This window comes from Mesorhizobium sp. B2-7-1 (assembly GCF_006440735.1).
In the GTDB taxonomy this organism is placed as follows: domain Bacteria; phylum Pseudomonadota; class Alphaproteobacteria; order Rhizobiales; family Rhizobiaceae; genus Mesorhizobium.
The window spans coordinates 115,876-138,513 of sequence record NZ_VFUA01000004.1; the positions used below are offsets into that span (position 1 = coordinate 115,876).

The 22,638-nt window shown below is 64.4% G+C and carries 20 protein-coding genes and 1 riboswitch; of the genes, 5 read left to right on the forward strand and 15 right to left on the reverse strand.

Going from position 1 to position 22,638, the window contains the following annotated elements:
* Positions 1-5 precede the first annotated feature (5 nt).
* From FJ471_RS03235 to FJ471_RS03305, 15 genes are all read right to left on the reverse strand, one after another.
* Positions 6-1,511: an NADH-quinone oxidoreductase subunit M gene (locus FJ471_RS03235; RefSeq protein ID WP_140801718.1), complete on the reverse strand. Its 1,506-nt coding sequence runs from the start codon at positions 1,509-1,511 to the stop codon at positions 6-8.
* Positions 1,511-3,484: an NADH-quinone oxidoreductase subunit L gene (gene nuoL / locus FJ471_RS03240; RefSeq protein WP_140801719.1), complete on the reverse strand. Its 1,974-nt coding sequence runs from the start codon at positions 3,482-3,484 to the stop codon at positions 1,511-1,513. Before nuoL ends, FJ471_RS03235 begins: the two co-directional genes overlap by 1 nt.
* Positions 3,485-3,495: 11 nt before the next feature.
* Entirely contained in the window at positions 3,496-3,804 is a 309-nt protein-coding gene (gene nuoK / locus FJ471_RS03245; RefSeq protein ID WP_027168992.1) for an NADH-quinone oxidoreductase subunit NuoK, read from the reverse strand.
* Between the two features lies 1 nt (position 3,805).
* A complete protein-coding gene (locus tag FJ471_RS03250; RefSeq protein ID WP_041007645.1) occupies positions 3,806-4,426 on the reverse strand; it encodes an NADH-quinone oxidoreductase subunit J in 621 nt (206 codons plus the stop codon).
* Positions 4,427-4,554: 128 nt separating this feature from the next.
* Positions 4,555-5,046: an NADH-quinone oxidoreductase subunit NuoI gene (nuoI, locus tag FJ471_RS03255; RefSeq protein WP_140801720.1), complete on the reverse strand. Its 492-nt coding sequence runs from the start codon at positions 5,044-5,046 to the stop codon at positions 4,555-4,557.
* Positions 5,046-6,089, reverse strand: coding sequence for an NADH-quinone oxidoreductase subunit NuoH (gene nuoH, locus FJ471_RS03260; RefSeq protein ID WP_140801721.1), 1,044 nt, complete (start codon positions 6,087-6,089; stop codon positions 5,046-5,048). The genes nuoI and nuoH overlap by 1 nt, the downstream gene beginning before the upstream one ends.
* 2 nt (positions 6,090-6,091) lie before the next feature.
* On the reverse strand, positions 6,092-8,173 hold the full coding sequence (gene nuoG, locus FJ471_RS03265) for an NADH-quinone oxidoreductase subunit NuoG (RefSeq protein ID WP_140801722.1): 2,082 nt from the start codon (positions 8,171-8,173) through the stop codon (positions 6,092-6,094).
* A gap of 74 nt (positions 8,174-8,247) precedes the next feature.
* Complete coding sequence (locus FJ471_RS03270) at positions 8,248-8,931, reverse strand: NADH-ubiquinone dehydrogenase (RefSeq protein ID WP_140801723.1); 684 nt, start codon at positions 8,929-8,931, stop codon at positions 8,248-8,250.
* Between the two features lie 75 nt (positions 8,932-9,006).
* Positions 9,007-10,311: an NADH-quinone oxidoreductase subunit NuoF gene (gene nuoF, locus FJ471_RS03275; RefSeq protein WP_140801724.1), complete on the reverse strand. Its 1,305-nt coding sequence runs from the start codon at positions 10,309-10,311 to the stop codon at positions 9,007-9,009.
* Positions 10,312-10,321: 10 nt separating this feature from the next.
* The gene (locus tag FJ471_RS03280) at positions 10,322-11,650 is read right to left on the reverse strand and encodes an NADH-quinone oxidoreductase subunit E (protein ID WP_140801725.1); all 1,329 of its coding nucleotides are present in this window, start codon (positions 11,648-11,650) and stop codon (positions 10,322-10,324) included.
* The gene (locus FJ471_RS03285; RefSeq protein WP_140801726.1) at positions 11,650-12,840 is read right to left on the reverse strand and encodes an NADH-quinone oxidoreductase subunit D; all 1,191 of its coding nucleotides are present in this window, start codon (positions 12,838-12,840) and stop codon (positions 11,650-11,652) included. Before FJ471_RS03285 ends, FJ471_RS03280 begins: the two co-directional genes overlap by 1 nt.
* Positions 12,841-12,906: 66 nt before the next feature.
* On the reverse strand, positions 12,907-13,281 hold the full coding sequence (locus tag FJ471_RS03290) for a four helix bundle protein (RefSeq protein WP_140801727.1): 375 nt from the start codon (positions 13,279-13,281) through the stop codon (positions 12,907-12,909).
* A gap of 34 nt (positions 13,282-13,315) precedes the next feature.
* The gene (locus tag FJ471_RS03295) at positions 13,316-13,918 is read right to left on the reverse strand and encodes an NADH-quinone oxidoreductase subunit C (RefSeq protein WP_140801728.1); all 603 of its coding nucleotides are present in this window, start codon (positions 13,916-13,918) and stop codon (positions 13,316-13,318) included.
* Between the two features lie 4 nt (positions 13,919-13,922).
* On the reverse strand, positions 13,923-14,504 hold the full coding sequence (locus FJ471_RS03300; protein ID WP_015317338.1) for an NADH-quinone oxidoreductase subunit B: 582 nt from the start codon (positions 14,502-14,504) through the stop codon (positions 13,923-13,925).
* Positions 14,495-14,860 carry an NADH-quinone oxidoreductase subunit A gene (locus FJ471_RS03305; protein WP_140801729.1) on the reverse strand — a complete coding sequence of 122 codons (366 nt, stop codon included), beginning with the start codon at positions 14,858-14,860 and terminating at the stop codon, positions 14,495-14,497. Before FJ471_RS03305 ends, FJ471_RS03300 begins: the two co-directional genes overlap by 10 nt.
* A 334-nt stretch (positions 14,861-15,194) precedes the next feature.
* Between FJ471_RS03305 and FJ471_RS03310 the strand changes: the two genes are divergently transcribed.
* The 5 genes from FJ471_RS03310 to cobG all read left to right on the forward strand — a co-directional run.
* Positions 15,195-16,394, forward strand: a complete 1,200-nt coding sequence (locus tag FJ471_RS03310; RefSeq protein ID WP_140801730.1) for a winged helix-turn-helix domain-containing protein — start codon at positions 15,195-15,197, stop codon at positions 16,392-16,394.
* Between the two features lie 30 nt (positions 16,395-16,424).
* A riboswitch (cobalamin riboswitch) is annotated at positions 16,425-16,629 on the forward strand.
* 39 nt (positions 16,630-16,668) lie between these two features.
* Positions 16,669-17,094 carry a DUF1636 family protein gene (locus FJ471_RS03315; RefSeq protein ID WP_140801731.1) on the forward strand — a complete coding sequence of 142 codons (426 nt, stop codon included), beginning with the start codon at positions 16,669-16,671 and terminating at the stop codon, positions 17,092-17,094.
* Between the two features lie 2 nt (positions 17,095-17,096).
* On the forward strand, positions 17,097-18,134 hold the full coding sequence (cobW, locus tag FJ471_RS03320) for a cobalamin biosynthesis protein CobW (protein ID WP_140801732.1): 1,038 nt from the start codon (positions 17,097-17,099) through the stop codon (positions 18,132-18,134).
* A gap of 17 nt (positions 18,135-18,151) precedes the next feature.
* Positions 18,152-21,910, forward strand: a complete 3,759-nt coding sequence (locus FJ471_RS03325) for a cobaltochelatase subunit CobN (protein WP_140801733.1) — start codon at positions 18,152-18,154, stop codon at positions 21,908-21,910.
* Positions 21,907-22,638: precorrin-3B synthase (cobG, locus tag FJ471_RS03330; RefSeq protein WP_140801734.1), on the forward strand; the 732-nt coding region annotated here is incomplete at its 3' end. The genes FJ471_RS03325 and cobG, both read left to right, overlap by 4 nt.

Genomic DNA, 22,638 nt, shown 5'->3' on the forward strand with positions numbered 1-22,638 from the left:
CCCAGTCAGTTCGCCGCCGCGGTCTGCGCGGAATTGATGGATGCGGTGACGTTGGTGACGAGCGTCTTGACCGAAGCGGCCGTCGCGTCGAACACCGGCGCCGGGTAGACGCCAAAGAAGATGACCAGCACCACCAGCGGATAGATGATCGCCTTTTCGCGCGGCGACAGATCGAGCAGGTTCTTCAGGCTGTCCTTGGTCAGCGCGCCGAAGATCACCCGGCGATAGAGCCACAGCGCGTAGGCCGCCGACAGGATGACGCCGGTGGCGGCGAAGAACGCCACCCAGGTGTTGACCTTGAACACGCCGAGCATGGTCAGGAATTCGCCGATGAAGCCGCTGGTGCCGGGAAGGCCGACATTGGCCATGGTGAAGATCAGGAACACGGTGGCGTATTTCGGCATGTTGTTGACCAGGCCGCCATAGGCGTCGATCTCGCGCGTATGCATGCGGTCATAGATGACGCCGACGCACAGGAACAGCGCGCCCGAGACAAGGCCGTGACTGAGCATCTGGAAGATCGCGCCCTGCACGCCTTCCTGGTTCATCGCGAAGATGCCCATGGTGACGAAGCCCATATGCGCGACCGAGGAATAGGCGATCAGCTTCTTCATGTCCTCCTGCATCAGCGCCACCAGCGAGGTGTAGATGATGGCGACGACCGAAAGCGTGAACACCAGCGGCGCGAACATCTCTGACGCCTGCGGGAACATCGGCAGCGAGAAGCGCAGGAAGCCGTATCCGCCCATCTTCAACAGGATAGCGGCCAGGATGACCGAACCAGCCGTCGGCGCCTCGACGTGAGCGTCGGGCAGCCAGGTGTGCACCGGCCACATCGGCATCTTCACCGCGAAGGAGGCGAAGAACGCGAGCCACAGCCAGGTCTGCATGCTGGCCGGGAAGTTATGCGTCAGCAGCGTCGGGATGTCGGTGGTGCCCGACTGGAAGAACATCGCCATGATGGCGAGCAGCATCAGCACCGAGCCGGCGAGCGTATAGAGGAAGAACTTGAACGAGGCATAGACGCGGCGCTTGCCGCCCCAGACGCCGATGATGATGAACATCGGGATCAGGCCTGCCTCGAAGAAGACGTAGAACAGCACGATGTCGAGCGCGCAGAACACGCCGATCATCAGCGTCTCGAGGATCAGGAAGGCGATCATATAGGCCTTGACCCGTTTCTCGATCGCTTCCCAGGAGGCGAGGATGCAGAACGGCATCAGGAAGGTCGTCAGGATGACGAACAGCATCGAGATGCCGTCGACGCCCATATGGTAGGAGATGCCCGAATCCAGCCAGGCGTGCTTTTCGACAAACTGGAAGCCGGCCTGCGAATTGTCGAAACCCGTCCAGATGAACAGCGAGATGACAAAGGTGAACGCCGTCGTGATGAAGGCGATGGCGCGGATGTTGCGGCGTGCGTTTTCGCTGTCGTCGCTGATGAACAGGATGAGCAGAACACCAACCAGCGGCAGGAAGGTGACCAGCGAGAGGATTGGCCAGTCGGTCATCAGAGCATCATCCAGGTGACGAGAGCGGCCACGCCGATCAGCATGGCGAAGGCATAGTGGTAGAGATAGCCGGTCTGCAGCTTGACGACCCGGTTGGTGACGTCGACGACGCGCGCGGAGATGCCGTCGGGGCCGAGGCCGTCGATGATCATGCCGTCACCGGTCTTCCATAGGAACCGGCCGAGGCGCTTGGCCGGTTGCACGAACAGGAAGTCGTAGAGCTCGTCGAAATACCACTTGTTGAGCAGGAAGGCGTAGAGGCCGCGATGCTGCGCCGCCAGTTCCTTCGGCATCTCCGGCTTGCGGATATAGAACTGCCAGGCGACCAGCAAGCCGATCACCATGGCGACGAACGGCGCCAGTTCCACCCACAGCGGCAGCTCGTGGATCTCGTGCAGGATGTGGTTGTCCGGCAGCGTGAACAGCGACGCCTTCCAGAATTCGGCATAGCCCTCGCCGATGAAGGCGCCGTGGAAGATGACGCCCGCAAACAGCGCGCCTGCCGCCAGCACATAGAGCGGCCCCAGCATCACCGGCGGCGATTCATGGACGTGGTGCATGACCTCGTGGCTGGCGCGCGGCTCGCCGTGGAAGGTCATGAAGATCAGCCGCCAGGAATAGAAGCTGGTGAACCCCGCGGCGACGACGAGAAGCACGAAGGCAAGGCCGGCGACCGCGTTGTGGCTGGCAAACGACGTCGAGATGATGGCGTCCTTGGAGAAGAAGCCGGCGGTGCCGATCACCGTTGCCGGGATGCCCACGCCGGTCAGCGCCAGCGTGCCGACGATCATCATCCAATATGTGGTTGGGATCAGCTTGCGAAGGCCGCCCATCTTGCGCATGTCCTGCTCGTCGGACACGGCATGGATGACCGAGCCTGAGCCCAGGAACAGCAGCGCCTTGAAGAAGGCATGCGTGAAAAGGTGGAAGATCGCCGCGCCATAGGCGCCGACGCCGAGCGCCACGAACATGTAGCCGAGCTGCGAGCAGGTCGAATAGGCGATGACGCGCTTGATGTCGTTCTGGACGAGGCCGACGGTCGCCGCGAAGAAGGCGGTGAAGGCGCCGATGAAGGTGACGACGGTCAGCGCAGAATGCGACAGCTCGAACAGCGGCGACAGCCGCGCCAGCATGAACACGCCGGCGGTCACCATGGTCGCCGCATGGATGAGCGCGGAGACCGGCGTCGGGCCTTCCATGGCGTCCGGCAGCCAGGTGTGCAGCGGCACCTGCGCCGACTTGCCCATGGCGCCCATGAAGAGCAGCAGGCAGACCACCGTCAGCGCCGACTGCTTGTCGAGCGCATGGCCGAGGAAAGTGAGCACGGCGGCACCGGCGGGCGCGCCTTCGGCCGGCAGGAACGATGCGGCATTGGCGAAGATGGTGCTCAGATTGACCGAGCCGAACAGCACGAATACGCCGAAGATGCCGAGCGCGAAGCCGAAGTCGCCGACGCGGTTGACGACGAAAGCCTTGATGGCCGCGGCATTGGCAGACGGCTTCTTGTACCAGAAGCCGATCAAGAGGTAGGAGGCGAGACCGACGCCTTCCCAGCCGAAGAACATCTGGATGAGATTGTCGGCGGTCACCAGCATCAGCATCGCGAAGGTGAACAGCGACAGATAGGCAAAGAAGCGCGGCCGGTTCGGATCGTGGTGCATGTAGCCGATCGAATAGATGTGAACCAGCGCCGACACGGTGTTGACGACGATCAGCATCACCACCGTCAGCGTGTCGATCCTCAGCGCCCAGGAGGCGTCGACGCCGCCTGACTGGATCCAGCGCAGCACCGGCACGGTGAACACTTCGCCATGGCTGAACCCGACGCTGAAGAAGGCGATCCACGACAGCACCGCCGCGATCACCAGGAAGCCGGAGGTGATGTATTCGGAAGCCTTGGCGCCAAGCGAGTTGCCGAACAGGCCGACAATCAGGAAGCCAAGCAGCGGAAGGAAGACGATAGCCTGATACATGGTGGTTCCCGTCAACCCTTCATCGCGCTCACGTCTTCGACCGCGATCGAGCCGCGGTTGCGGAAGAAGACGACAAGAATGGCAAGACCGATCGCGGCCTCGGCGGCTGCGACCGTCAGCACGAACAGGGCGAAGACCTGTCCGACGAGGTCATGCAGCGCCGCCGAGAACGCGACGAAGTTGATGTTGACCGCGAGCAGGATGAGCTCGATCGACATCAGGATGACGATGATGTTGCGGCGGTTCAGGAAGATGCCGAACACGCCGAGCGTGAACAGGATCGCCGATACGGTCAGGTAATGTGCAATGCCGACGACCATCTCAGATGCCCTCGCCCGATTTGACCTTGCGGATTTCCATGCCCGTCGCCGGGGTGCGGCCGACCTGCGCGGCGATCGACTGCCGCTTGACGCCTTCCTTGTGGCGCAGCGTCAGCACGATGGCGCCGATCATGGCGACCAGCAGCACCAGGCCGGAAATCTGGAAGTAATAGAGGTAGTCCGTATAGAGGATGTCGCCGAGCGCCGCCGTGTTGGAGCGGGTGGCGAGATCCGGCGTCGCCTTGGCGACCGTCGAGGCAAGCTGCGGCGCGAACGTGTAGCCGCCGAGCACGATGATCAGTTCCGCCGCCAGGATCAGCCCGACCAGCGCGCCGATCGGCGCGTATTGCAGCGCGCCCTGTTTCATCTCGGCGAAGTCGACGTCGAGCATCATGACGACGAACAGGAACAGCACCATCACCGCGCCGACATAGACGACCAGCAGGATCATCGCCAGGAACTCGGCGCCAGTCAGCATGAACAGGCCGGCGGCGTTGAAGAAGGTGAGGATCAGGAACAGCACGGAATGCACCGGGTTGCGCGACGAAATGACCATGAAGGCCGACGCCACCGCGATAAAGGCGAAGAGGTAGAAAAAGGCCGCCTCTAGTCCACTCAGCATGGGTTCCCCCGGGTTCCTGTCGGGTCGGACCTATCGTCCGTTCCGTACTCTCTGGCTTCGTTCCGCCTCCGGTGCCGAAGCCGCGTTGTCCTTAGACGAGGCCCCTCGCCCCGTCCATGCGTCAAATGTCAGCGATAGGGCGAGTCCAGCGCGATGTTGCGCGCCAGCTCCCGCTCCCAGCGATCGCCGTTCGCGAGCAGCTTGTCCTTGTTGTAGTAGAGCTCCTCGCGCGTCTCGGTCGCGAATTCGAAATTCGGCCCTTCGACGATGGCGTCCACCGGGCAGGCTTCCTGGCAGAAGCCGCAATAGATGCACTTCACCATGTCGATGTCGTAGCGCACCGTGCGGCGCGTGCCGTCGTTGCGGCGCGGGCCGGCCTCGATGGTGATGGCCTGCGCCGGGCAGATCGCCTCGCAGAGCTTGCAGGCGATGCAGCGTTCCTCGCCGTTCGGGTAACGGCGCAGCGCATGCTCGCCGCGGAAGCGCGGGCTGGTCGGCCCCTTCTCATGCGGATAGTTGATCGTTTCCTTCGGCGCGAAGAACTGGCGCATCGAAAGGAAGAAGGCGCTGACGAAATCCTTCAGCAGCAGCGACTTTGCGGCCTGGGCCAGAGCGGACATCACGCAAACCCCGTGATCTTGAGGAAGGCCGCGGTGGCCACGACCATGAACAGCGAGATCGGCAGGAACACTTTCCAGCCCAGCCGCATCAGCTGGTCGTAGCGATAGCGCGGCACAAAAGCCTTCACCATCGAGAACATGAAGAACATCAGGCAGATCTTCAGCACGAACCAGATCACGCCTGGTACCCAGGTGAAGGGCGCGAAGTTGAACGGTGGCAGCCAGCCGCCGAGGAACAGGATGGTCGCCAGCGCGCACATCAGGACGACGGCGACATACTCGCCGAGGAAGAAGAGCAGGAACGGCGTCGACGAATATTCAACCATATGGCCGGCGACGAGTTCCGATTCCGCTTCGACCAGGTCGAAAGGCGGGCGGTTCGTCTCGGCAAGAGCCGAGATGAAGAACACCACGAACATCGGCAGCAGCGACAGCCAGTGCCAGTCGAGGAAGGTGTTGGGCAGGCCGAGCTTGGTGCCGAGACCGTCCTGCTGCGACATGACGATGTCGGAGAGGTTGAGCGAGCCGACGCAGAGCAGCACGGTGACGATGACGAAGCCAATCGAGACTTCGTAGGACACCATCTGCGCGGCCGAGCGCAGCGCGCCCAGGAACGGGTATTTCGAATTGGACGCCCAGCCGCCCATGATCACGCCATAGACCTCGAGCGAGGAGATGGCGAAGACATAGAGGATGCCGACATTGATGTTGGCGATCGCCCATCCTTCGTTGACCGGAATGACCGCCCAGGCCGAGATCGCCAGCACCGCCGACACCAGCGGCGCCAGGAGGAACACGCCCTTGTTGGCGCCCGACGGGATCACCGGCTCCTTGAAGACGAATTTCAGGAGGTCGGCGAAGGCCTGCAGCGTTCCCCACGGACCGACGACGTTCGGGCCACGACGCAATTGCACCGCCGCCCAGATCTTGCGGTCGGCATAGAGCAGGTAGGCGACGCCGATCAGAAGCACGACGATCAGCACGACCGACTTCAACAGGATCAGCAGCGCCGGCAGCACGTAGAAGGAGAAGAAGGTTTCCATGCTTATTCCGCCGCCTGCTTGAAGCCGCTCTTGGCCAGCGCCGAGCATTCGGCCATTACGGCCGATGCCCGCGCGATCGGGTTGGTGAGATAGAAATCCTTCACCGGCGAGGTGAAGGTGCCCTTGTTCAACCGGCCGCCGAGCTTCGCCGCCTTGGCGATGTCGTCGCCGCTGCCGGCCTGCACCTGGTCGATGCGGGCGAGATGCGGGAACTCGCCATAGAGCTTGGCGCGCAGCTGAACCAGCGAATCGAACGGCAGCTTCTTGCCGAGCACGTCGGAGAGCGCCCGCAGGATCGCCCAGTCCTCGCGTGCCTCGCCCGGGGCGAAACCGGCGCGATTGGTCTGCTGAACGCGGCCTTCCGTGTTGACATAGGTGCCGGACTTCTCGGTGTAGGCGGCGGCCGGCAGGATGACATTGGCGCGGTGCGCGCCGGCATCGCCATGCGTGCCGATATAGACGACGAACGCGCCGCCGGTCTTGGCCATGTCGATTTCGTCGGCGCCGAGCAAGAACAGCACATCGGTGTCGCCCAGCATGCCGGCGACGTCCTTGCCGCCCTCGCCCGGCACGAAACCGACATCGAGGCCGCCGACCCTGGCGGCTGCGTTGTGCAGCACCGCAAAGCCGTTCCATTCGGCGGTGACCGCGTTGACGGCGGCCGCGAGCTTCGCCGCCTGGCCGAGCACCGCCGCGCCGTCCGTGCGCGCCAGCGCACCCTGGCCGACGATGATCAGCGGATGCGTGGCCTTGCTCAGCACCTCGAAGAACTTGCCATTGCCGTCGGCAAGGTCTTTCAGGGATTCCGGACCGGCTCCGATGAGGTCGTAGTCATAGCGGGTGTCGCCGATCTCGCCGATGACGCCGACCGGCAGGTTGCCGACGCGCCAGCGCTTGCGGATGCGAGCGTTGAGCACAGAAGCCTCGAAGCGCGGATTGGCGCCGACGATCAGCACCGCGTCGGCCTGCTCGATGCCTTCGATGGTCGGGTTGAAGATGTAGCTGGCGCGGCCGAGCGACGGATCGAGCGCGGCGCCGTCCTGACGGCAGTCGATGTTCTTGGAGCCGAGCGCCGCCATCAAAAGCTTCAGCGCGTAGATTTCCTCGACAGCGGCGAGGTCGCCGGCGATCGCGCCGATCCGCTCGGGCGCTGCCTTGCCTACCTCGTCCTTGATGGCGGCGAAGGCTTCCGCCCAGCTTGCCGGTGCCAGCTTGCCGTTCTTGCGCACATAGGGGCGGTCGAGGCGCTGCGTGCGCAGGCCGTCCCAGATGAAGCGGGTCTTGTCGGAGATCCACTCCTCGTTCACCTGTTCGTTGACGCGCGGCAGGATGCGCATCACTTCGCGACCCCTGGAGTCGACGCGGATCGCCGAGCCGACGGCATCCATGACGTCGATCGATTCCGTCTTGGTCAGTTCCCACGGCCGCGCCTGGAAGGCGAACGGCTTGGAGGTCAGCGCGCCGACCGGGCACAGATCGATGACATTGCCCTGCAGCTCCGACGTCATCGCCTGTTCGAGATAGGTGGTGATCTCGGCATCCTCGCCGCGGCCGATCAGGCCGAGCTCGGAGATGCCGGCAACCTCGGTGGTGAAGCGGACGCAGCGCGTGCAATGGATGCAGCGGTTCATCACCGTCTTGACCAGCGGGCCGATATACTTGTCTTCGACCGCGCGCTTGTTCTCGTGATAGCGCGAGGAATCGACGCCGAAGGCCATCGCCTGGTCCTGCAGGTCGCATTCACCGCCCTGGTCGCAGATCGGGCAATCGAGCGGATGGTTGATCAGCAGGAATTCCATCACGCCTTCGCGGGCCTTCTTGACCATCGGCGTGTTGGTGAAGATTTCCGGCGGCTCGCCATTCGGGCCTGGACGCAGGTCGCGCACACCCATGGCGCAGGACGCCTGCGGCTTGGGCGGGCCGCCCTTCACCTCGATCAGGCACATGCGGCAATTGCCGGCGATGGACAGCCGTTCGTGGAAGCAGAAGCGCGGCACTTCCGCGCCGGCGTCCTCGGCCGCCTGCAGCAGCGTGTAATGGTCGGGTACCGTGATCTCTTTCCCGTCGACCTTTAGCTTTGCCATTCGCCTCAAACCCCTGCGGATGTTCCGCAATCTCTATCTGCCGGGCACGGCTGAGCCGCGCCCGGCATTTCAATTCACTTCTTCGCGGCGAGCGCCGCCGCCTGCCCAGTCCAGTCGTCGCGGCCGATGCGGCCGGCGAGCGACAGGTAATCTTCCACCCAGGCGACCTCTTCCGACGTCCACGCGGCGATCTGGCCATAGGTCCAGATGCCGAGACCGTTGAGCACCTTCTCCAGCTTCGGCCCGATGCCCGAAATCGCCTTCAGGTCCGACGGCTTCGCCGGCTTGTCGAGCGTCTTCGGTTGCCTGAAATCCTCGGGCATCAGCCCGGTCGCGGCCGGCTGGGCGACAATATCGGCCCCGGTCGCGTCGAGCGCCTTCTCGGTCGCGTTCGCCGCGATGTCGGTCACGCCCCTGGCGAAGGTCTGCGCCCTGGCGATCAGCCTCTCGGTCGCCTTGCGCGCCTTGGACGCGTTGGCGGCCGCCTCGTTCTGCGCCTCGAGGTCGTCGAGGAAAGGCTGGAACATGCGCTGCGAGGCTTCCAGCGCGCCGGTGAAGGCGCCCATCCACATGCCGACGGCATGGTTGGCAAAACCGATGCTTAGTGCCGACATCGCCGCGGCGCCCGCGACCGGATGCGCCAGAAGGTTGACGGCGCTGGCCATCTCCTTCGGCATCATCTTGGTCAGGTCCTGGTTCATCTTCTCGAGTTGGTCCAAATCAGGCATGAACGGGTAGGGTATCGAATACGGCGCCATAGAGATCTCCTGGTCGTTTCTTCGTATGCCCCGCCCCTGCTGTCAGTCTTCGGGCCAAGCCCGTATTTCAAAGTCCTATTCCGCCGCCACCATCACCGGCTCGACGCGGTGCGCGTTGCGCGAAAACTCGTCGATGCGGCGTTCCACCTCGCCGCGGAAATGCCGCATCAGGCCCTGGATCGGCCAGGCCGCCGCGTCGCCCAGCGCGCAGATCGTGTGCCCCTCGACCTGCTTGGTGACGTCGAGCAGCATGTCGATCTCGCGCTTCTGCGCCTCGCCGCGCACCAGACGCTCCATCACCCGCCACATCCAGCCGGTGCCTTCGCGGCACGGCGTGCACTGGCCGCAGCTCTCATGCTTATAGAAATAGGAGAGCCTGGCGATCGCCTTTACGATATCCGTCGACTTGTCCATGACGATGACAGCCGCGGTGCCGAGGCCGGATTTGAGATCGCGCAGCGCGTCGAAATCCATCGGCGCGTCCATGATCTGCTCGGCCGGCACCAGCGGCACCGAGGCGCCGCCCGGGATGACCGCGAGCAGATTGTCCCAGCCGCCACGGATGCCGCCGCAATGCTCCTCGATCAGTTCGCGGAACGGGATCGACATCGCCTCTTCGAAGGTGCACGGATTGTTGACGTGGCCGGACACGCAAAACAGCTTGGTGCCGGCATTGTTCGGCCGGCCGAAGGACGAGAACCAGGCGGCACCCCGCCGCAGGATGGTTGGCGCCACCGCGATCGACTCGACATTGTTGACCGTCGTCGGGCAGCCATAGAGGCCGACATTGGCCGGGAATGGCGGCTTCAGCCTGGGCTGGCCCTTCTTGCCTTCCAGGCTTTCGAGCAGCGCGGTCTCCTCGCCGCAGATATAGGCGCCGGCGCCATGATGCATGTAGACGTCGAAGTCGTAGCCCGACGTGTTGTTCTTGCCGATAAGCTTGGCCGCATAAGCCTCGTCGATGGCGCGCTGCAGCGCCTCGCGCTCGCGGATGAACTCGCCGCGCACATAGATGTAAGCGGCGATCGCGCCCATGGCGAAGCCGGCGACCAGCGCGCCCTCGACCAGCGTGTGCGGATCATTGCGCAGGATGTCGCGATCCTTGCAGGTACCCGGCTCGGATTCGTCGGCATTGATGACCAGATAGCTCGGCCGGCCGTCGCTCTGCTTGGGCATGAACGACCATTTCAGGCCAGTCGGGAAGCCGGCGCCGCCGCGGCCGCGCAATCCAGACGCCTTCATCTCGTTGACGATCCAGTCGCGCCCCTTGGCGATGAGCCCGGGCGTATCGTCCCAGATGCCGCGCGACTGCGCCCCGGCCAGCGACGTGTCGAAGAGGCCATAGATGTTGGTGAAGATGCGGTCTTTGTCCTGAAGCATTTTTCGTCCCTCAGACCGGCTTCTTGCCGAAGACGCGGATGTATTCGGCGACGCCGCCCTTGGCGAGCGCCTTGGCCTGCTTCACCCAGTCGTCGCGGTCGATGCGGCCGTGGAAGCTGAGATAGCCGTCGACCCACTCGCGCTCGGCCTTCTTCCAGGAAGCGACCTGCGCGAAAGTGTAGATGCCCAGCGAATGCAGGGTCGCTTCGATCTTCGGACCGACGCCGGAGATCAGCTTGAGATCGTCGATCGTTGCCGGGCGTTCGATGCCTGCGGGCCGGTTCTTGTCCTCGAGCGAGGGTTTCGCCGTTTTGGCGACCGGCTGCTTGGTTTCCGGCGCCTTGAACGCGGTGGCCGGTTCGGTCTTGGTCTTCGGCCCGCTGCGCGGCTTGGACACGGCTTCGACTTCCGGATCGGCCTGGTTGGCGTTGGCGGCCGAATGGCGCGGCGCCTTGACGCTGGCGCCGTTCTCGGTGGCCGGAGCTACCTTGACCGGCGACGGCGTGTTGAGCGCCGGGCTGGTTTCAGCCGCGTGGGTCCTCGGCTTGCTGGATTTTGATGGCGCGACCGGACCGGAAGCCGGAGTGGCTGCGGGTGCGGGAGCCGCAGGCGCGGCCGGAGCAGGCGCCGCCTGCGAGACGACGGCAGCAGGCGCCGCGGCGGCGGCATCCTTGGCCGCCTTCGCGGCAGCTTTGGCTTCCTTGTCGCGCGTCGTCTTCAGGATCGCCTTTTCGCTGGTCAGCGTCTTCAAGCCGCCGGCAGGCTCGGAGCCGTGGCGGCCGTTCTGTGGACCGGGCTTCACCTCGGCGCCCCTGCCGGCGTCATAGAGATCGACGATCTCGGCCAGCCGCTCGGGCGTCAGGTCCTCGAACGTGTCCTTGAAGATCATGACCATCGGCGCGTTGACGCAGGCGCCGAGGCATTCGACCTCCTCCCACGACAGCGTGCCCTTGTCGTTGGTGTGGAACTGGTCGTGATGGATCTTCGAGCGGCACACATCCATCAGCGCTTCCGAGCCGCGCAGCATGCAGGGCGTCGTGCCGCAGACCTGGATATGGGCGCGCGTGCCGACCGGATTGAGCTGGTACTGCGTGTAGAAGGTCGCGACTTCGAGGCCGCGGATACGCGGCATGCCGAGCATGTCGGAGATCGTCTCGATCGCCGCCTTGGTGACCCAGCCTTCCTGCTCCTGCGCGATCATCAGCAAGGGGATGATGGCCGACTGTTCGCGTCCCTTCGGGTATTTGGCGATCCACTGCTGAACCGCAGCCTCATTCGCCTTGCTGAAGGCGAAGGAAGCTGGCTGGACGCTGGCATCTGCGAGGCGGCGGACTGACATTAGCGATCGACCTCACCAAACACGATGTCGAGGGAGCCAAGCACGGCCGTGACGTCGGCCAGCATGTGGCCCCGGCACAGGAAATCCATGGCTTGCAGATGCGCGAAACCCGGCGCGCGCAGCTTGCAGCGGTAGGGCTTGTTGGTGCCGTCGGAGACCAGATAGACGCCGAACTCGCCCTTCGGCGCCTCGACGGCCGCATAGACCTCGCCGGCCGGCACGCGATAGCCCTCGGTGTAGAGCTTGAAGTGATGGATGAGCGCTTCCATCGAACGCTTCATAGCCTGGCGCTTCGGCGGCACCACCTTGCCGTCGAGGTTCGACACAGGGCCGGCGCTTTCCTTGCCGAGCAGCAGATCGACGCACTGGCGCATGATCCTGGCCGACTGGCGCATCTCTTCCATGCGCAACAGATAACGGTCGTAGCAGTCGCCGTTCTTGCCGATCGGGATGTCGAAATCCATCTCGGAATAGCATTCATAAGGTTGCGATTTGCGCAGGTCCCAGGCGGCGCCCGAGCCGCGCACCATCACGCCCGAAAAACCCCATGCCCAGGCATCGGCCAGCGACACGATGCCGATATCGACATTGCGCTGCTTGAAGATACGGTTGCCGGTCAGCAACTTGTCGAGGTCGTCGATCGACTTCAGGAACGGGTCGATCCACTTGCCGATGTCCTCGACCAACTGGCGCGGCAGGTCCTGGTGCACGCCGCCCGGCCGGAAATAGGCCGCATGCATGCGCGAGCCAGAGGCGCGCTCGTAGAACACCATCAGCTTTTCGCGCTCGACGAAGCCCCACAGCGGCGGCGTCAGCGCGCCGACGTCCATCGCCTGCGTCGTCACATTCAAGATGTGCGACATGATGCGGCCCATCTCGGAATAGAGCACGCGGATCAGCTGACCGCGCTTCGGCACCTCGATGCCGAGCAGGCGCTCGGCGGCCAAAGCGAAGGCATGTTCCTGGTTCATCGGCGCGCAATAGTCGAGCCGGTCGAGATAGGGCACCGCCTGCAGATAGGTCTTGGCCTCGATCAGCTTCTCGGTGCCGCGGTGAAGCAGGCCGATATGCGGATCGACGCGGTCGACCACCTCGCCGTCCAGCTCCAGCACCAGGCGCAAAACGCCATGCGCCGCAGGGTGCTGCGGACCGAAGTTGATGTTGAAGTTGCGGACGGAGGTTTCAGCCATTGTGGCGCCTCTGGCGAAGAGTCAATAGTGAGTAGTGAATAGTGGCCATCAATCTCAATGCCTGCTTCATTCCGCCTGCTTGGCCTGCACCGTTCTGATCAGAGATCGCGTCATTTTTCCAATCTCTTCGCACCGCAGCAGCAGTTCAGTCTCGTTGTCTCTCTCCAACATACCGATCCGGCATGCCAGCAGTATGTGCGTCTCCAGTTCCTTCAATGAACCCTGCGCCGTGCGCAGAAATTGAACGAAAGAACCTCTATTCTCACGACCGTACCCTTCAGCAATGTTCGCGGCGATAGAAACCGCCGAGCGGCGCATCTGGGAGGTCATTCCATAGATCTCATCTCTCGGAAAACCTTTGGTGATGCGATAACAATCCTCGGCAAGTACCATTGCCGATTGCCACACCAAGTCACGATAGGATTCGATCTTCTTTCCCAATTCCTTCCCTACTGACTACTCACTACTTCCCTACTCACTGTTTCGCCTTCTCATCCCCCGGAAGGACGTAATCCGTCCCTTCCCAAGGAGAAAGAAAATCGAAATTGCGGAATTCCTGCTTGAGCTCGACCGGCTCGTAGATGACCCGCTTGGCCTCGTCGTCGTAGCGAACCTCGACGAAGCCGGTGAGCGGGAAATCCTTGCGCAGCGGATGTCCCTCGAAGCCGTAGTCGGTCAAAAGGCGGCGCAGATCGGGATGGCCCGAGAAGAGCACGCCGTAAAGGTCATAGGTCTCGCGCTCGTACCAGTCGGCGCCCGGATAAACACTTGTCAACGAGGGAACCAGCGTCTCCTCGTCAGCCTGAACTTTCAGGCGGATACGGACATTCTGCTTCGGCGACAACAGATGGTAGACGACGTCGAAACGCCTGGCGCGCGAAGGATAGTCTGCGCCGGAAATGTCGATGATCGAGATGAACTGGCAACGCGCATCATCGCGCAGGAAGGTCGCCACCTCGATCAAGTTAGCCGGCTCGACGGAGACCGTCAGCTCGCCATAGGCAAGCACGGCTTCGCCGATGCGGCCGGGGAGCTTCTCGCCGAGATAGGTGGAGAGTTCGTTCAATGCCTGGGTCATCGGCTCACCGTTCGATCGTGCCGGTGCGGCGGATCTTCTTCTGCAGAAGGAGAATGCCGTAGAGCAGCGCTTCCGCGCTCGGCGGGCAGCCGGGCACATAGATGTCGACCGGTACGACGCGGTCGCAGCCGCGCACCACCGAATAGGAATAGTGGTAATAGCCGCCGCCATTGGCGCAGGAGCCCATCGAGATGACGTAGCGCGGCTCCGGCATCTGGTCGTAGACCTTGCGCAGCGCAGGCGCCATCTTGTTGGTCAGCGTGCCGGCGACGATCATGATGTCGGACTGGCGCGGAGAGGCGCGCGGCGCGACGCCGAAGCGCTCCGAGTCGTAGCGCGGCATCGAGGTGTGGATCATCTCGACCGCGCAGCAGGCGAGGCCGAAGGTCATGAACATCAGCGAGCCGCTGCGCGCCCAGGTGATCAGCGCTTCGGTCGAGGTGACAAGGAAACCCTTGTCGGCCAGTTCATTGTTGATTTCGAGGAAGAAGGGATCGTCCTCCCCCACCGGCCTGCCGGTATTGGGGTCGATGATGCCCTTGGGCTTCGGCGCGACGAGGGTGCCTGAACTGTCGTTCAATCCCATTCCAGCGCTCCTTTTTTCCATTCATAGGCAAAGCCGATGGTCAACACCGCCAAAAACACCATCATCGACCAGAAGCCGAGCATGCCGACCTTCGAGAAGGACACCGCCCACGGGAACAGGAAGGCGACCTCGAGATCGAAGATGATGAACAGGATCGACACCAGGTAGAAGCGGATGTCGAACTTCATGCGGGCGTCGTCGAACGAGTTGAACCCGCATTCATAGGCGGAAAGCTTTTCCGGATCGGGATTGCGATAGGCCACTAGGAAGGGGGCGACGAGCAGCGCCAGACCAACGACCATCGCCACGGCGATGAACAGGACGATGGGCAGATATGAACTCAGGAGTGCGCTCATGCGGCGGCTTTCCTTCGGCGGGGTAGTTCACTTTGATTACAGCAACGAACTCTAATGCGGAAGCGTGACAGTTTAACCGCTGAACCGTTTTAAGAGGCCCATGCTGCAACGCGGCGAGGGTTAGCGCAGCGGTTTCGGTGACGCAAGTCAAACCTTGTTCAATTCGCGGCCCTGGACGCCTTATCGGAAGAAACTGGTCCGATCCGCTCTTGTTTGATTTCCTTCACTTTTTACTCCACTTTTCTCTCCTGACACATCTCCCGCCATTTGCCTGCTAGCATCGCTGGAATCACCGGCTAGAAATCCGGCAAACGATCAAGGCAAGGGCGCCTCGATGAAGGATAAGATTTCGCTGGCCATGGCCAGGCGCATCGCGCTCGGCGCGCAAGGGTTCAACGACCCTCGCCCCGCGGCGGTTCCGGATCGCCGGCACCTTGCGCGTGTGCTTTCGCGAACCGGCCTGCTGCAGATCGATTCCGTGAGCGCGGTGGTGCGCGCTCACTATATGCCGCTCTATTCGCGCCTCGGCCCCTACCCGCTCGCGCTCCTCGACAACGCCGCGGTCACCCGCAAGCGCGCCGTCTTTGAATATTGGGCGCATGAGGCCTCGTTCCTGCCCGTCGAGACCTATCCGCTGATGCGCTGGCGCATGCAGCGCGCCGAGCAGGGCGACGAGATGTATCTCGGCCTCGCCAAATGGGGCCGTGAGCGCAAGGAAATGATAGACGAGATATATAGAGAGGTCGCCGATCGCGGTCCGATCGCGGCCTCCGATATCGAGGGCCACAAGGGCAATGGCGGCTGGTGGGGCTGGAGCGAGGCCAAGCACGCTTTCGAATGGCTGTTCTGGGCCGGCCGCATCACCACCGCCTACAGGCGCGGCTTCGAACGCTATTACGACCTGCCCGAGCGCGTTTTGCCGCAGGCGGTGCTCGACCTGCCCGTACCGTCGGTCGAGGACGCGCATCGCCAATTGCTGCGCATCTCGGCCCGCGCCCACGGCATCGCCACCTATGGCGATCTGCGCGACTATTTCCGCCTGGCGCCGGGCGACACCAAGGACCGCATCGAGGAACTGGTCGAAACCGGCGAATTGCTGCCGGTCAAGGTCGAAGGCTGGGACAAGCCCGCCTATCTCCACAAGGACGCGCGAATCCCGCGCCGCATCGAAGCCCGCGCCTTGCTAGCGCCTTTCGATCCAGTGGTCTTCGAACGCACCCGCACAGAAAAACTGTTCGGCTTCCGTTATCGCATCGAGATCTATACGCCGGCGGAAAAGCGCCAATATGGCTATTATGTGCTGCCTTTCCTGCTCGGCGACCGCATCGTCGCTCGCGTCGACCTCAGGGCCGACCGCCCGGCCAGCGTGCTGCGCGTCCATGCCGCTTATGCCGAGGCCGGTGCGCCACCCGACACCGCCGCCCAGCTCTTTGATGAGCTGAAGCAGATGCAGGGCTGGCTCGGCCTGGAGGCGATCGAAGTGACGCCGGCCGGCGACCTCGGTCCGGCGCTGGCCGACATCGCGGTGTCGTAGCCGTGCGTTGACAGGCGCCTAGCCGTAAGCCTAAATCCTGACCCAGACGGTCTTCTCCCGGCAAAGGGAGGAGCCAAGAGGGAATGCGGTGCGGGCCAAAAACCCAAATCCGCGGCTGTCCCCGCAACTGTAAGCGACGAGCCTTTGCCGAAAACCACTGGGATGTTCCCGGGAAGGCGGCATTCGAGGCGACGACCCGCGAGCCAGGAGACCTGCCGTCTGAGACTTTAAGAATCCGAATGCCCGGCGGGTTTTCCGGGCAAGGAGCCTGGTTTTGGATCGCAACGGCAGTTTCCCGGCAAACATCGAGGACATTTCGTCCGAGCCCGACGCTTTGGCCGGCGTCACCGTCATCGTCTGCTCCTCCTGCCGCGACGAGACCGGTTCGGACGCGCATCCGCGCGCTGGCGCGCTGCTGGCCGAAGACACGCGCCGCGCCGCCACTAGCGAAAATATCCGCATCCGCACCGTCGAATGCCTCGGCAATTGCAAGCGCCGCCTCAGCGCCGCGCTGCTGCGCGACGGCTGCTGGAGCTACGTCTTCGGCTACCTGAATGCTGCCAGCGGCGCCGATCTCGTCGCCGGCGCAAAGCTCTTCGCCACCTCGACCGACGGCCTGATCCCCTGGCGCGGCCGGCCCGATTCCCTCAAGCGCGGCCTGGTTGCCCGCATCCCTCCCCTCGATATGCTGAAGGACTGACCATGAACGCTTCCGTTTCCCGTGTTCCCTGCACCGTCGTCACCGGCTTCCTCGGCGCCGGCAAGACGACGCTGATCCGCAATCTGCTCGAAAACGCCAAGGGCAAGCGGCTGGCGATCATCGTCAACGAGTTCGGCGACGTCGGCATCGACGGCGAGATCCTGAAGGGCTGCGGCGTCGACACCTGTCCGGAGGAAAACATCGTCGAGCTCGCCAATGGCTGCATCTGCTGCACCGTGGCCGACGACTTCGTGCCGGCGCTCGACCAGATCCTGTCACGCACGCCGAAGGTCGACCACATCCTGATCGAGACCTCCGGCCTCGCTCTGCCGAAGCCGCTGGTGCAGGCCTTCCAGTGGCCGACGGTGAAGAGCCGCGTCACGGTCGACGGCGTCGTCGCCGTGGTCGACGGTCCGGCGCTGGCCGACGGCCGCGTCGCCTCCGACATGGACGCACTGCAGGCCCAGCGCGCCGCGGACGACTCGCTCGACCATGACGATCCGGTCGAAGAAGTGTTCGAGGACCAGATCGCCTGCGCCGACCTGATCATCCTGTCGAAGAGCGACCTGATGGATGCGGCCGGCTCGGAGCGCGCCAACGCCGTCATCGGCAAGCATGTGGCGCGCGCCGTGAAGGTCGTGCCGACCGCGCAAGGCAAGGTCGATCCGTCCGTGCTGCTCGGCCTCGGCCTCGCCGTCGAGGACGACATCGAGAACCGCAAGACCCATCACGACGACGAACTCGACCACGAGCACGACGATTTCGATTCCTTCGTCATCGACATCCCTTCGATCGCCAATCCCGACGAGCTGGCAAAGCGCGTCGCCCTTGCCGCCGAGCAGGAAAACGTTTTGCGCGTCAAAGGCTTCGTCGAGGTCGGCGGCAAGCCGATGCGCCTCCTGCTGCAGGCCGTCGGGCCACGCGTCAACCATTATTACGACCGCGCCTGGACGGCCGAGGATGACCGCCGCTCGCGGCTCGTCGTCATCGGCCTCAAGGGGCTGAACCGCCCGGCGATCGAGCATATTCTCGCCGGCTGAGGCAAAACCGGACTGCGATGCATATCCTCGCCACCACATCCGCTTCGCTCGACGATATCGCCGAGCCGATCGACCTCAGGCAGACGCCTGCGGATGTCGTGGCGTTGTCCTTCACCGACAGCGATCTCGCCGGCCTGGCCACCGCCTGGAAGGCGGATGCGGAACGGCTGCCCTCGATGCGGCTGGCAGCACTGCGCGACCTTCGCCACCCCATGTCGGTGGATCTGTGGATCGACAGCGTCGCCCGTCATGCCAGGGTCGTCCTCGTCCGCATCCTCGGCGGCTACGACTGGTGGCGCTACGGCTGCGACCAGCTCGCCGCGGTCACCCGCGAGCGCGGCATCAAGCTGGCGCTGCTGCCCGGCGAAAGCCATGACGAGGACCAGCGGCTTATCGAAGGCTCCACTTTGCCCCGCGAGGAGCTCGACGCCCTGCTTGGCTATTTCCGCGAAGGCGGGCCGGCGAATATGGCGGCACTGGTGCAAAGGCTGGCGCGGTTGGCCGGGTCGGATGCGGCCGTGGTTGAGCCGGTCAGCGTGCCCAAGGCGGGGTTTTATCAGCCGGGGTTGGGGGTAGTCGAAAAGCCTGATCTTTCAAATGTCGGCGATCCTTCGCCCCCCTCTCTGTCCTGCCGGACATCTCCCCCTCAAGGGGGGAGATCGGCCGTCGCGGGCCTGGGCGCTTTTTCCGCTCCACCCACGACGGAGCCATCCGCAGCATCTACGATTGGCGAAGCCGTCGACGACAGGGCAATCCCCCCCCTTGAGGGGGGGATGTCCGGCAGGACAGAGAGGGGGGCGACGGAACTCAACGCCAACAAGCTCGGCGTCATCCCCATCCTCTTCTACCGCTCGATGCTGCTCGCAGCAGATGTCGCGCCGATCGATGCGCTGGTCGAGGCGCTACGCTCGCAAGGCATGGCCCCGATGCCGATCTTCGTTTCCAGCCTCAAGGACCCGGCGTCCCTCGCCTTCGTCGAAACCGCGCTCGCCTCGCTAAGCCCTGCCGCCATCATCACCGCCACAGCCTTCGCCTCCGGCGCGGAACCGGGCGCCGAAACTCTGTTCGACCGCGGCGGCGTGCCCGTCTTTCAGGTCATCGTCGCCACGACGCGCCGCGAGGTCTGGGAAAAGAACCAGCGCGGCCTGGCGCCCGCCGACCTCGCCATGCATGTCGTCCTGCCCGAGCTCGACGGCCGCATCCTGGCCGGCGCGATCTCCTTCAAGGGTGAGGTCGAAACCGACCCGGAGCTCGCCTTCCGGGCATTTGCGAACCGGCCGGAAGTGGACCGCGTGGCGCAGGTGGCCAAGCGGATCGCCGTGTTTATTCGTCTGCAGCGGACCGTGCGGGCCGAGCGCAAGCTTGCCATCCTGATCCCGGATTACCCGAGCGCGCCCGGACGGACCGGCTATGCCGTTGGCCTCGATGTACCGTCGAGCGTGCTCGCCATGCTGCATGACCTGAAGGAACAGGACTATGCGGTTGACGGGATTCCACAATCGCCGCGGGAGTTGCTGGATGCGCTGGAGAAGGCGGGGCATGGCCTTGCCTTGACGGATTACGTTGCCTTTTCAGCCGAACTGCCGAGAACAGCACGCGATGCAGTAGAGGCCGCGTGGGGCAAGGCAGAGGGGATAGGTTCGCGCGAGGCCCCCCTCTCTGTCCTGCCGGACATCTCCCCCTCAAGGGGGGAGATCATTCCTTCGCCCCCGCTTTCGCCAATTCCCGGGCCCGCAAGGGAAGAGCCAGCGGCGGAACTGCCAATCTCCCCCCTTGAGGGGGAGATGTCCGGCAGGACAGAGAGAGGGGCGACAGAACGCCAGCCTCTGCAACCAGCCGCCCTGCAACACTTCTCCTTCCGCGCCGCCACCTTCGGCAACATCACCGTCGCGCTCGCTCCCGATCGCGGCCGCTCGGCCGACCGCCGCGCCGACTACCACGACCCGACGCTGCCTCCGCGCCACGAGTTGATCGCCTTTGGCCTCTGGCTGCGGAAATCGCTCGGCGTCCATGCCATCATCCATGTCGGCGCCCATGGCACGCTCGAATGGCTGCCGGGCAAGACGGTCGCGCTCTCCGACACCTGTTTTCCCGAGATCGTCACCGGCTCGCTGCCGGTCATCTATCCTTTCATCGTCTCCAATCCCGGCGAGGCCGCACAAGCCAAGCGCCGCATCTCGGCCGTCACGCTCGGCCATCTGCCGCCGCCGCTGACGGGCGCTGGGCTGGACGAGAACCAGCAAAAGCTGGAGCGGCTGGTCGACGAATATGCCCAGGCCGACGGCCTCGACCGCCGCCGCCGCGACCGCCTGGCAAAGCTGATCGTCCAGACGGCGCAGAAAACCGGACTTGCCTCGGAGGCAGGCGTCGCCAGGACCGATCAACCCGACGAAGCGCTACGCCGTATCGACGCCTGGCTTTGCGATCTCAAGGATTTCGCCGTCAAGGACGGGCTGCATGTCTATGGCCGCGCGCCGGAAGACGAGGCCGATCCGCTGCGCCGGCAAAGCGCTGCGGCCGAAAAAGCCAACCTGCTCGCGGCACTCGACGGCCGCCACATCAAGGCAGGCCCGGCCGGCGCGCCGGCGCGCGGCCGCTCCGACGTGCTGCCCACCGGCCGCAACCTCTTCACCTCCGATCCGCGCACCATGCCGACGCCGACCGCCTACGATCTCGGCCAGGCGGCGGCGGAGGAAGTGGTGCGCAGCTATATGCAGAGCCATGGCGACTGGCCGCGCTCGTTGGTGATCGACCTCTGGGGCTCGGCGTCGTTGCGCACCGGCGGCGAGGAGATCGCCCAAGGTCTCGCGCTGATGGGCTGCCGGCCGCAATGGGATGCCGCCACCGGCCGTGTCACCGGCATCGAGGTATTGCCGCCGCCAGCGCTCGGCCGGCCGCGCGTCGACGTCACCTGGCGCATCTCCGGCCTGTTTCGCGACATGTTCCCGACGCAGATCGCGCTGATCGATGCCGCCGCCAATGCCGTCGCCGGCCGCGACGAGGATGATACCGAAAACCCGCTCGCCGCCGCGACCCGCGCCGCGGGCAAGGTCGGCCCGCGCATTTTCGGCACCTCGCCCGGCACCTATGGCGCCGGCGTCGAGGACTTGCTGTCGCGCGGCGAATGGGGCGCGCGCGAGGAGATCGGCCGCGCCTATCTCGATGCCACTTCGCACGCCTATGGCGGCGCCGATGGCGAAGCGATCGCGGCGCCCGGCGCCTTCGAAGGCCGGATCGCCGAAGCCGATCTTCTCGTCCACACCGGCGACGATCCGGGCCGCGATATCCTCGAAGGCTCGGCCGATGTCGCCTTCATCGGCGGCTTTTCGGCGGCGCTTGCAGCACTTGGGCGGAACGCCGACGTCATCGTGCTCGACACCACCGATCCGAAAAAGCCGAAGCCGCGTTCGGTCGGCGAAGCCGTGTCGCGCGTGGTGCGGGCCCGCGCCGTCAACCCGCGCTTCATCGCCGGCCAGATGCGCCACGGCCCGCGCGGCGCCTCCGAATTCGCCGAGACGGTCGACCGTCTGGTCGGCTTTGCCGAGACCACCCATGCCATATCAGGCGCGCTGATCGAAGCGGTGCACGACGCCTATCTTGGCGACCCGGAGGTGCGCGCTTTCCTCCTGCGCGAGAACCCGGCCGCGGCCAAGGTCATCGCCGAGCGCTTCCTCGCCGCGCGGCGGCGCGGCCTCTGGCATCCGCTCAGGAATTCCATCGACGACGATCTCGCGGCCTTGATCGCCGAGGCTCAGGCCAGCGGGGTGGCGGCATGAACGCCTTTTCGCGCCGCGGCGCCTGCCCTGCGCTGAGCGCACCGATGCAAACCGGCGACGGTCTTTTGGTGCGGCTCAATCCGGTTGCTGGAGGACTTGCGCCCAAGTCGCTGATCGGACTCGGCGAATCCGCTCTGCGCCATGGCAACGGCATCATGGAGGTGACGGCGCGCGGCAGCCTGCAGATCCGCGGTTTGACGGCGCAAAGCGCCCGGCTGCTGGCGGCGGAGGTCGATGCGCTGGGCATTCAAGTGCGCAGTGGCGTGCCCGTCGAGACCGGGCCGCTGGCGGGTATCGATCCGGACGAGATTGCCGATCCGCGGCCATTGGCTGAGAGGATCAGGGCTGCGATTGAAGAGGCTGGGCTGACGGCACGGCTGGGACCGAAGGTGTCGGTGGTTGTCGACGGCGGCGGGCAATTGAGCATGAGCGCTGTGACGGCCGATGTCCGGCTGAAGGCTGTGTCGGCCGGCGCTGGCGCCCTTTGGAGCGTTTCGGTTAGCGGCGACGGTCAAAGCGCGAAGCCGCTTTCGACGGTCGACTCGGATGCTGCACGCGACATCGCCGTGGCAGCTCTTCGGATGGTGGCCGAAAAGGGACGAGAGGCGCATACCCGCGACTTGTCGGAGAGGCAGCTTGATTCGCTCGCAAGTTGGCACTCCGTCGCCCCCCTCTCTGTCCTGCCGGACATGTCCGGCAGGACAGAGAGGGGGGCGACGGAGTGCCAA

Bases quoted from the DNA above. Each gene is read 5' to 3' on its own strand.
- FJ471_RS03295 (WP_140801728.1), bottom strand. From the start codon at position 13,918: ATGACCCAGGCATTGAACGAACTCTCCACCTATCTCGGCGAGAAGCTC.
- FJ471_RS03300 (WP_015317338.1), bottom strand. From the start codon at position 14,504: ATGGGATTGAACGACAGTTCAGGCACCCTCGTCGCGCCGAAGCCCAAG.
- cobW (WP_140801732.1), top strand. From the start codon at position 17,097: ATGAACGCTTCCGTTTCCCGTGTTCCCTGCACCGTCGTCACCGGCTTC.
- FJ471_RS03310 (WP_140801730.1), top strand. From the start codon at position 15,195: ATGAAGGATAAGATTTCGCTGGCCATGGCCAGGCGCATCGCGCTCGGC.
- nuoF (WP_140801724.1), bottom strand. From the start codon at position 10,311: ATGCTTCAGGACAAAGACCGCATCTTCACCAACATCTATGGCCTCTTC.
- nuoI (WP_140801720.1), bottom strand. From the start codon at position 5,046: ATGTCCGCTCTGGCCCAGGCCGCAAAGTCGCTGCTGCTGAAGGATTTC.
- nuoG (WP_140801722.1), bottom strand. From the start codon at position 8,173: ATGGCAAAGCTAAAGGTCGACGGGAAAGAGATCACGGTACCCGACCAT.
- FJ471_RS03325 (WP_140801733.1), top strand. From the start codon at position 18,152: ATGCATATCCTCGCCACCACATCCGCTTCGCTCGACGATATCGCCGAG.
- nuoH (WP_140801721.1), bottom strand. From the start codon at position 6,089: ATGGAAACCTTCTTCTCCTTCTACGTGCTGCCGGCGCTGCTGATCCTG.
- nuoK (WP_027168992.1), bottom strand. From the start codon at position 3,804: ATGGTCGTCGGCATTGCACATTACCTGACCGTATCGGCGATCCTGTTC.
- FJ471_RS03270 (WP_140801723.1), bottom strand. From the start codon at position 8,931: ATGGCGCCGTATTCGATACCCTACCCGTTCATGCCTGATTTGGACCAA.
- nuoL (WP_140801719.1), bottom strand. From the start codon at position 3,484: ATGTATCAGGCTATCGTCTTCCTTCCGCTGCTTGGCTTCCTGATTGTC.
- FJ471_RS03250 (WP_041007645.1), bottom strand. From the start codon at position 4,426: ATGCTGAGTGGACTAGAGGCGGCCTTTTTCTACCTCTTCGCCTTTATC.
- FJ471_RS03235 (WP_140801718.1), bottom strand. From the start codon at position 1,511: ATGACCGACTGGCCAATCCTCTCGCTGGTCACCTTCCTGCCGCTGGTT.
- FJ471_RS03305 (WP_140801729.1), bottom strand. From the start codon at position 14,860: ATGAGCGCACTCCTGAGTTCATATCTGCCCATCGTCCTGTTCATCGCC.
- FJ471_RS03280 (WP_140801725.1), bottom strand. From the start codon at position 11,650: ATGTCAGTCCGCCGCCTCGCAGATGCCAGCGTCCAGCCAGCTTCCTTC.
- FJ471_RS03285 (WP_140801726.1), bottom strand. From the start codon at position 12,840: ATGGCTGAAACCTCCGTCCGCAACTTCAACATCAACTTCGGTCCGCAG.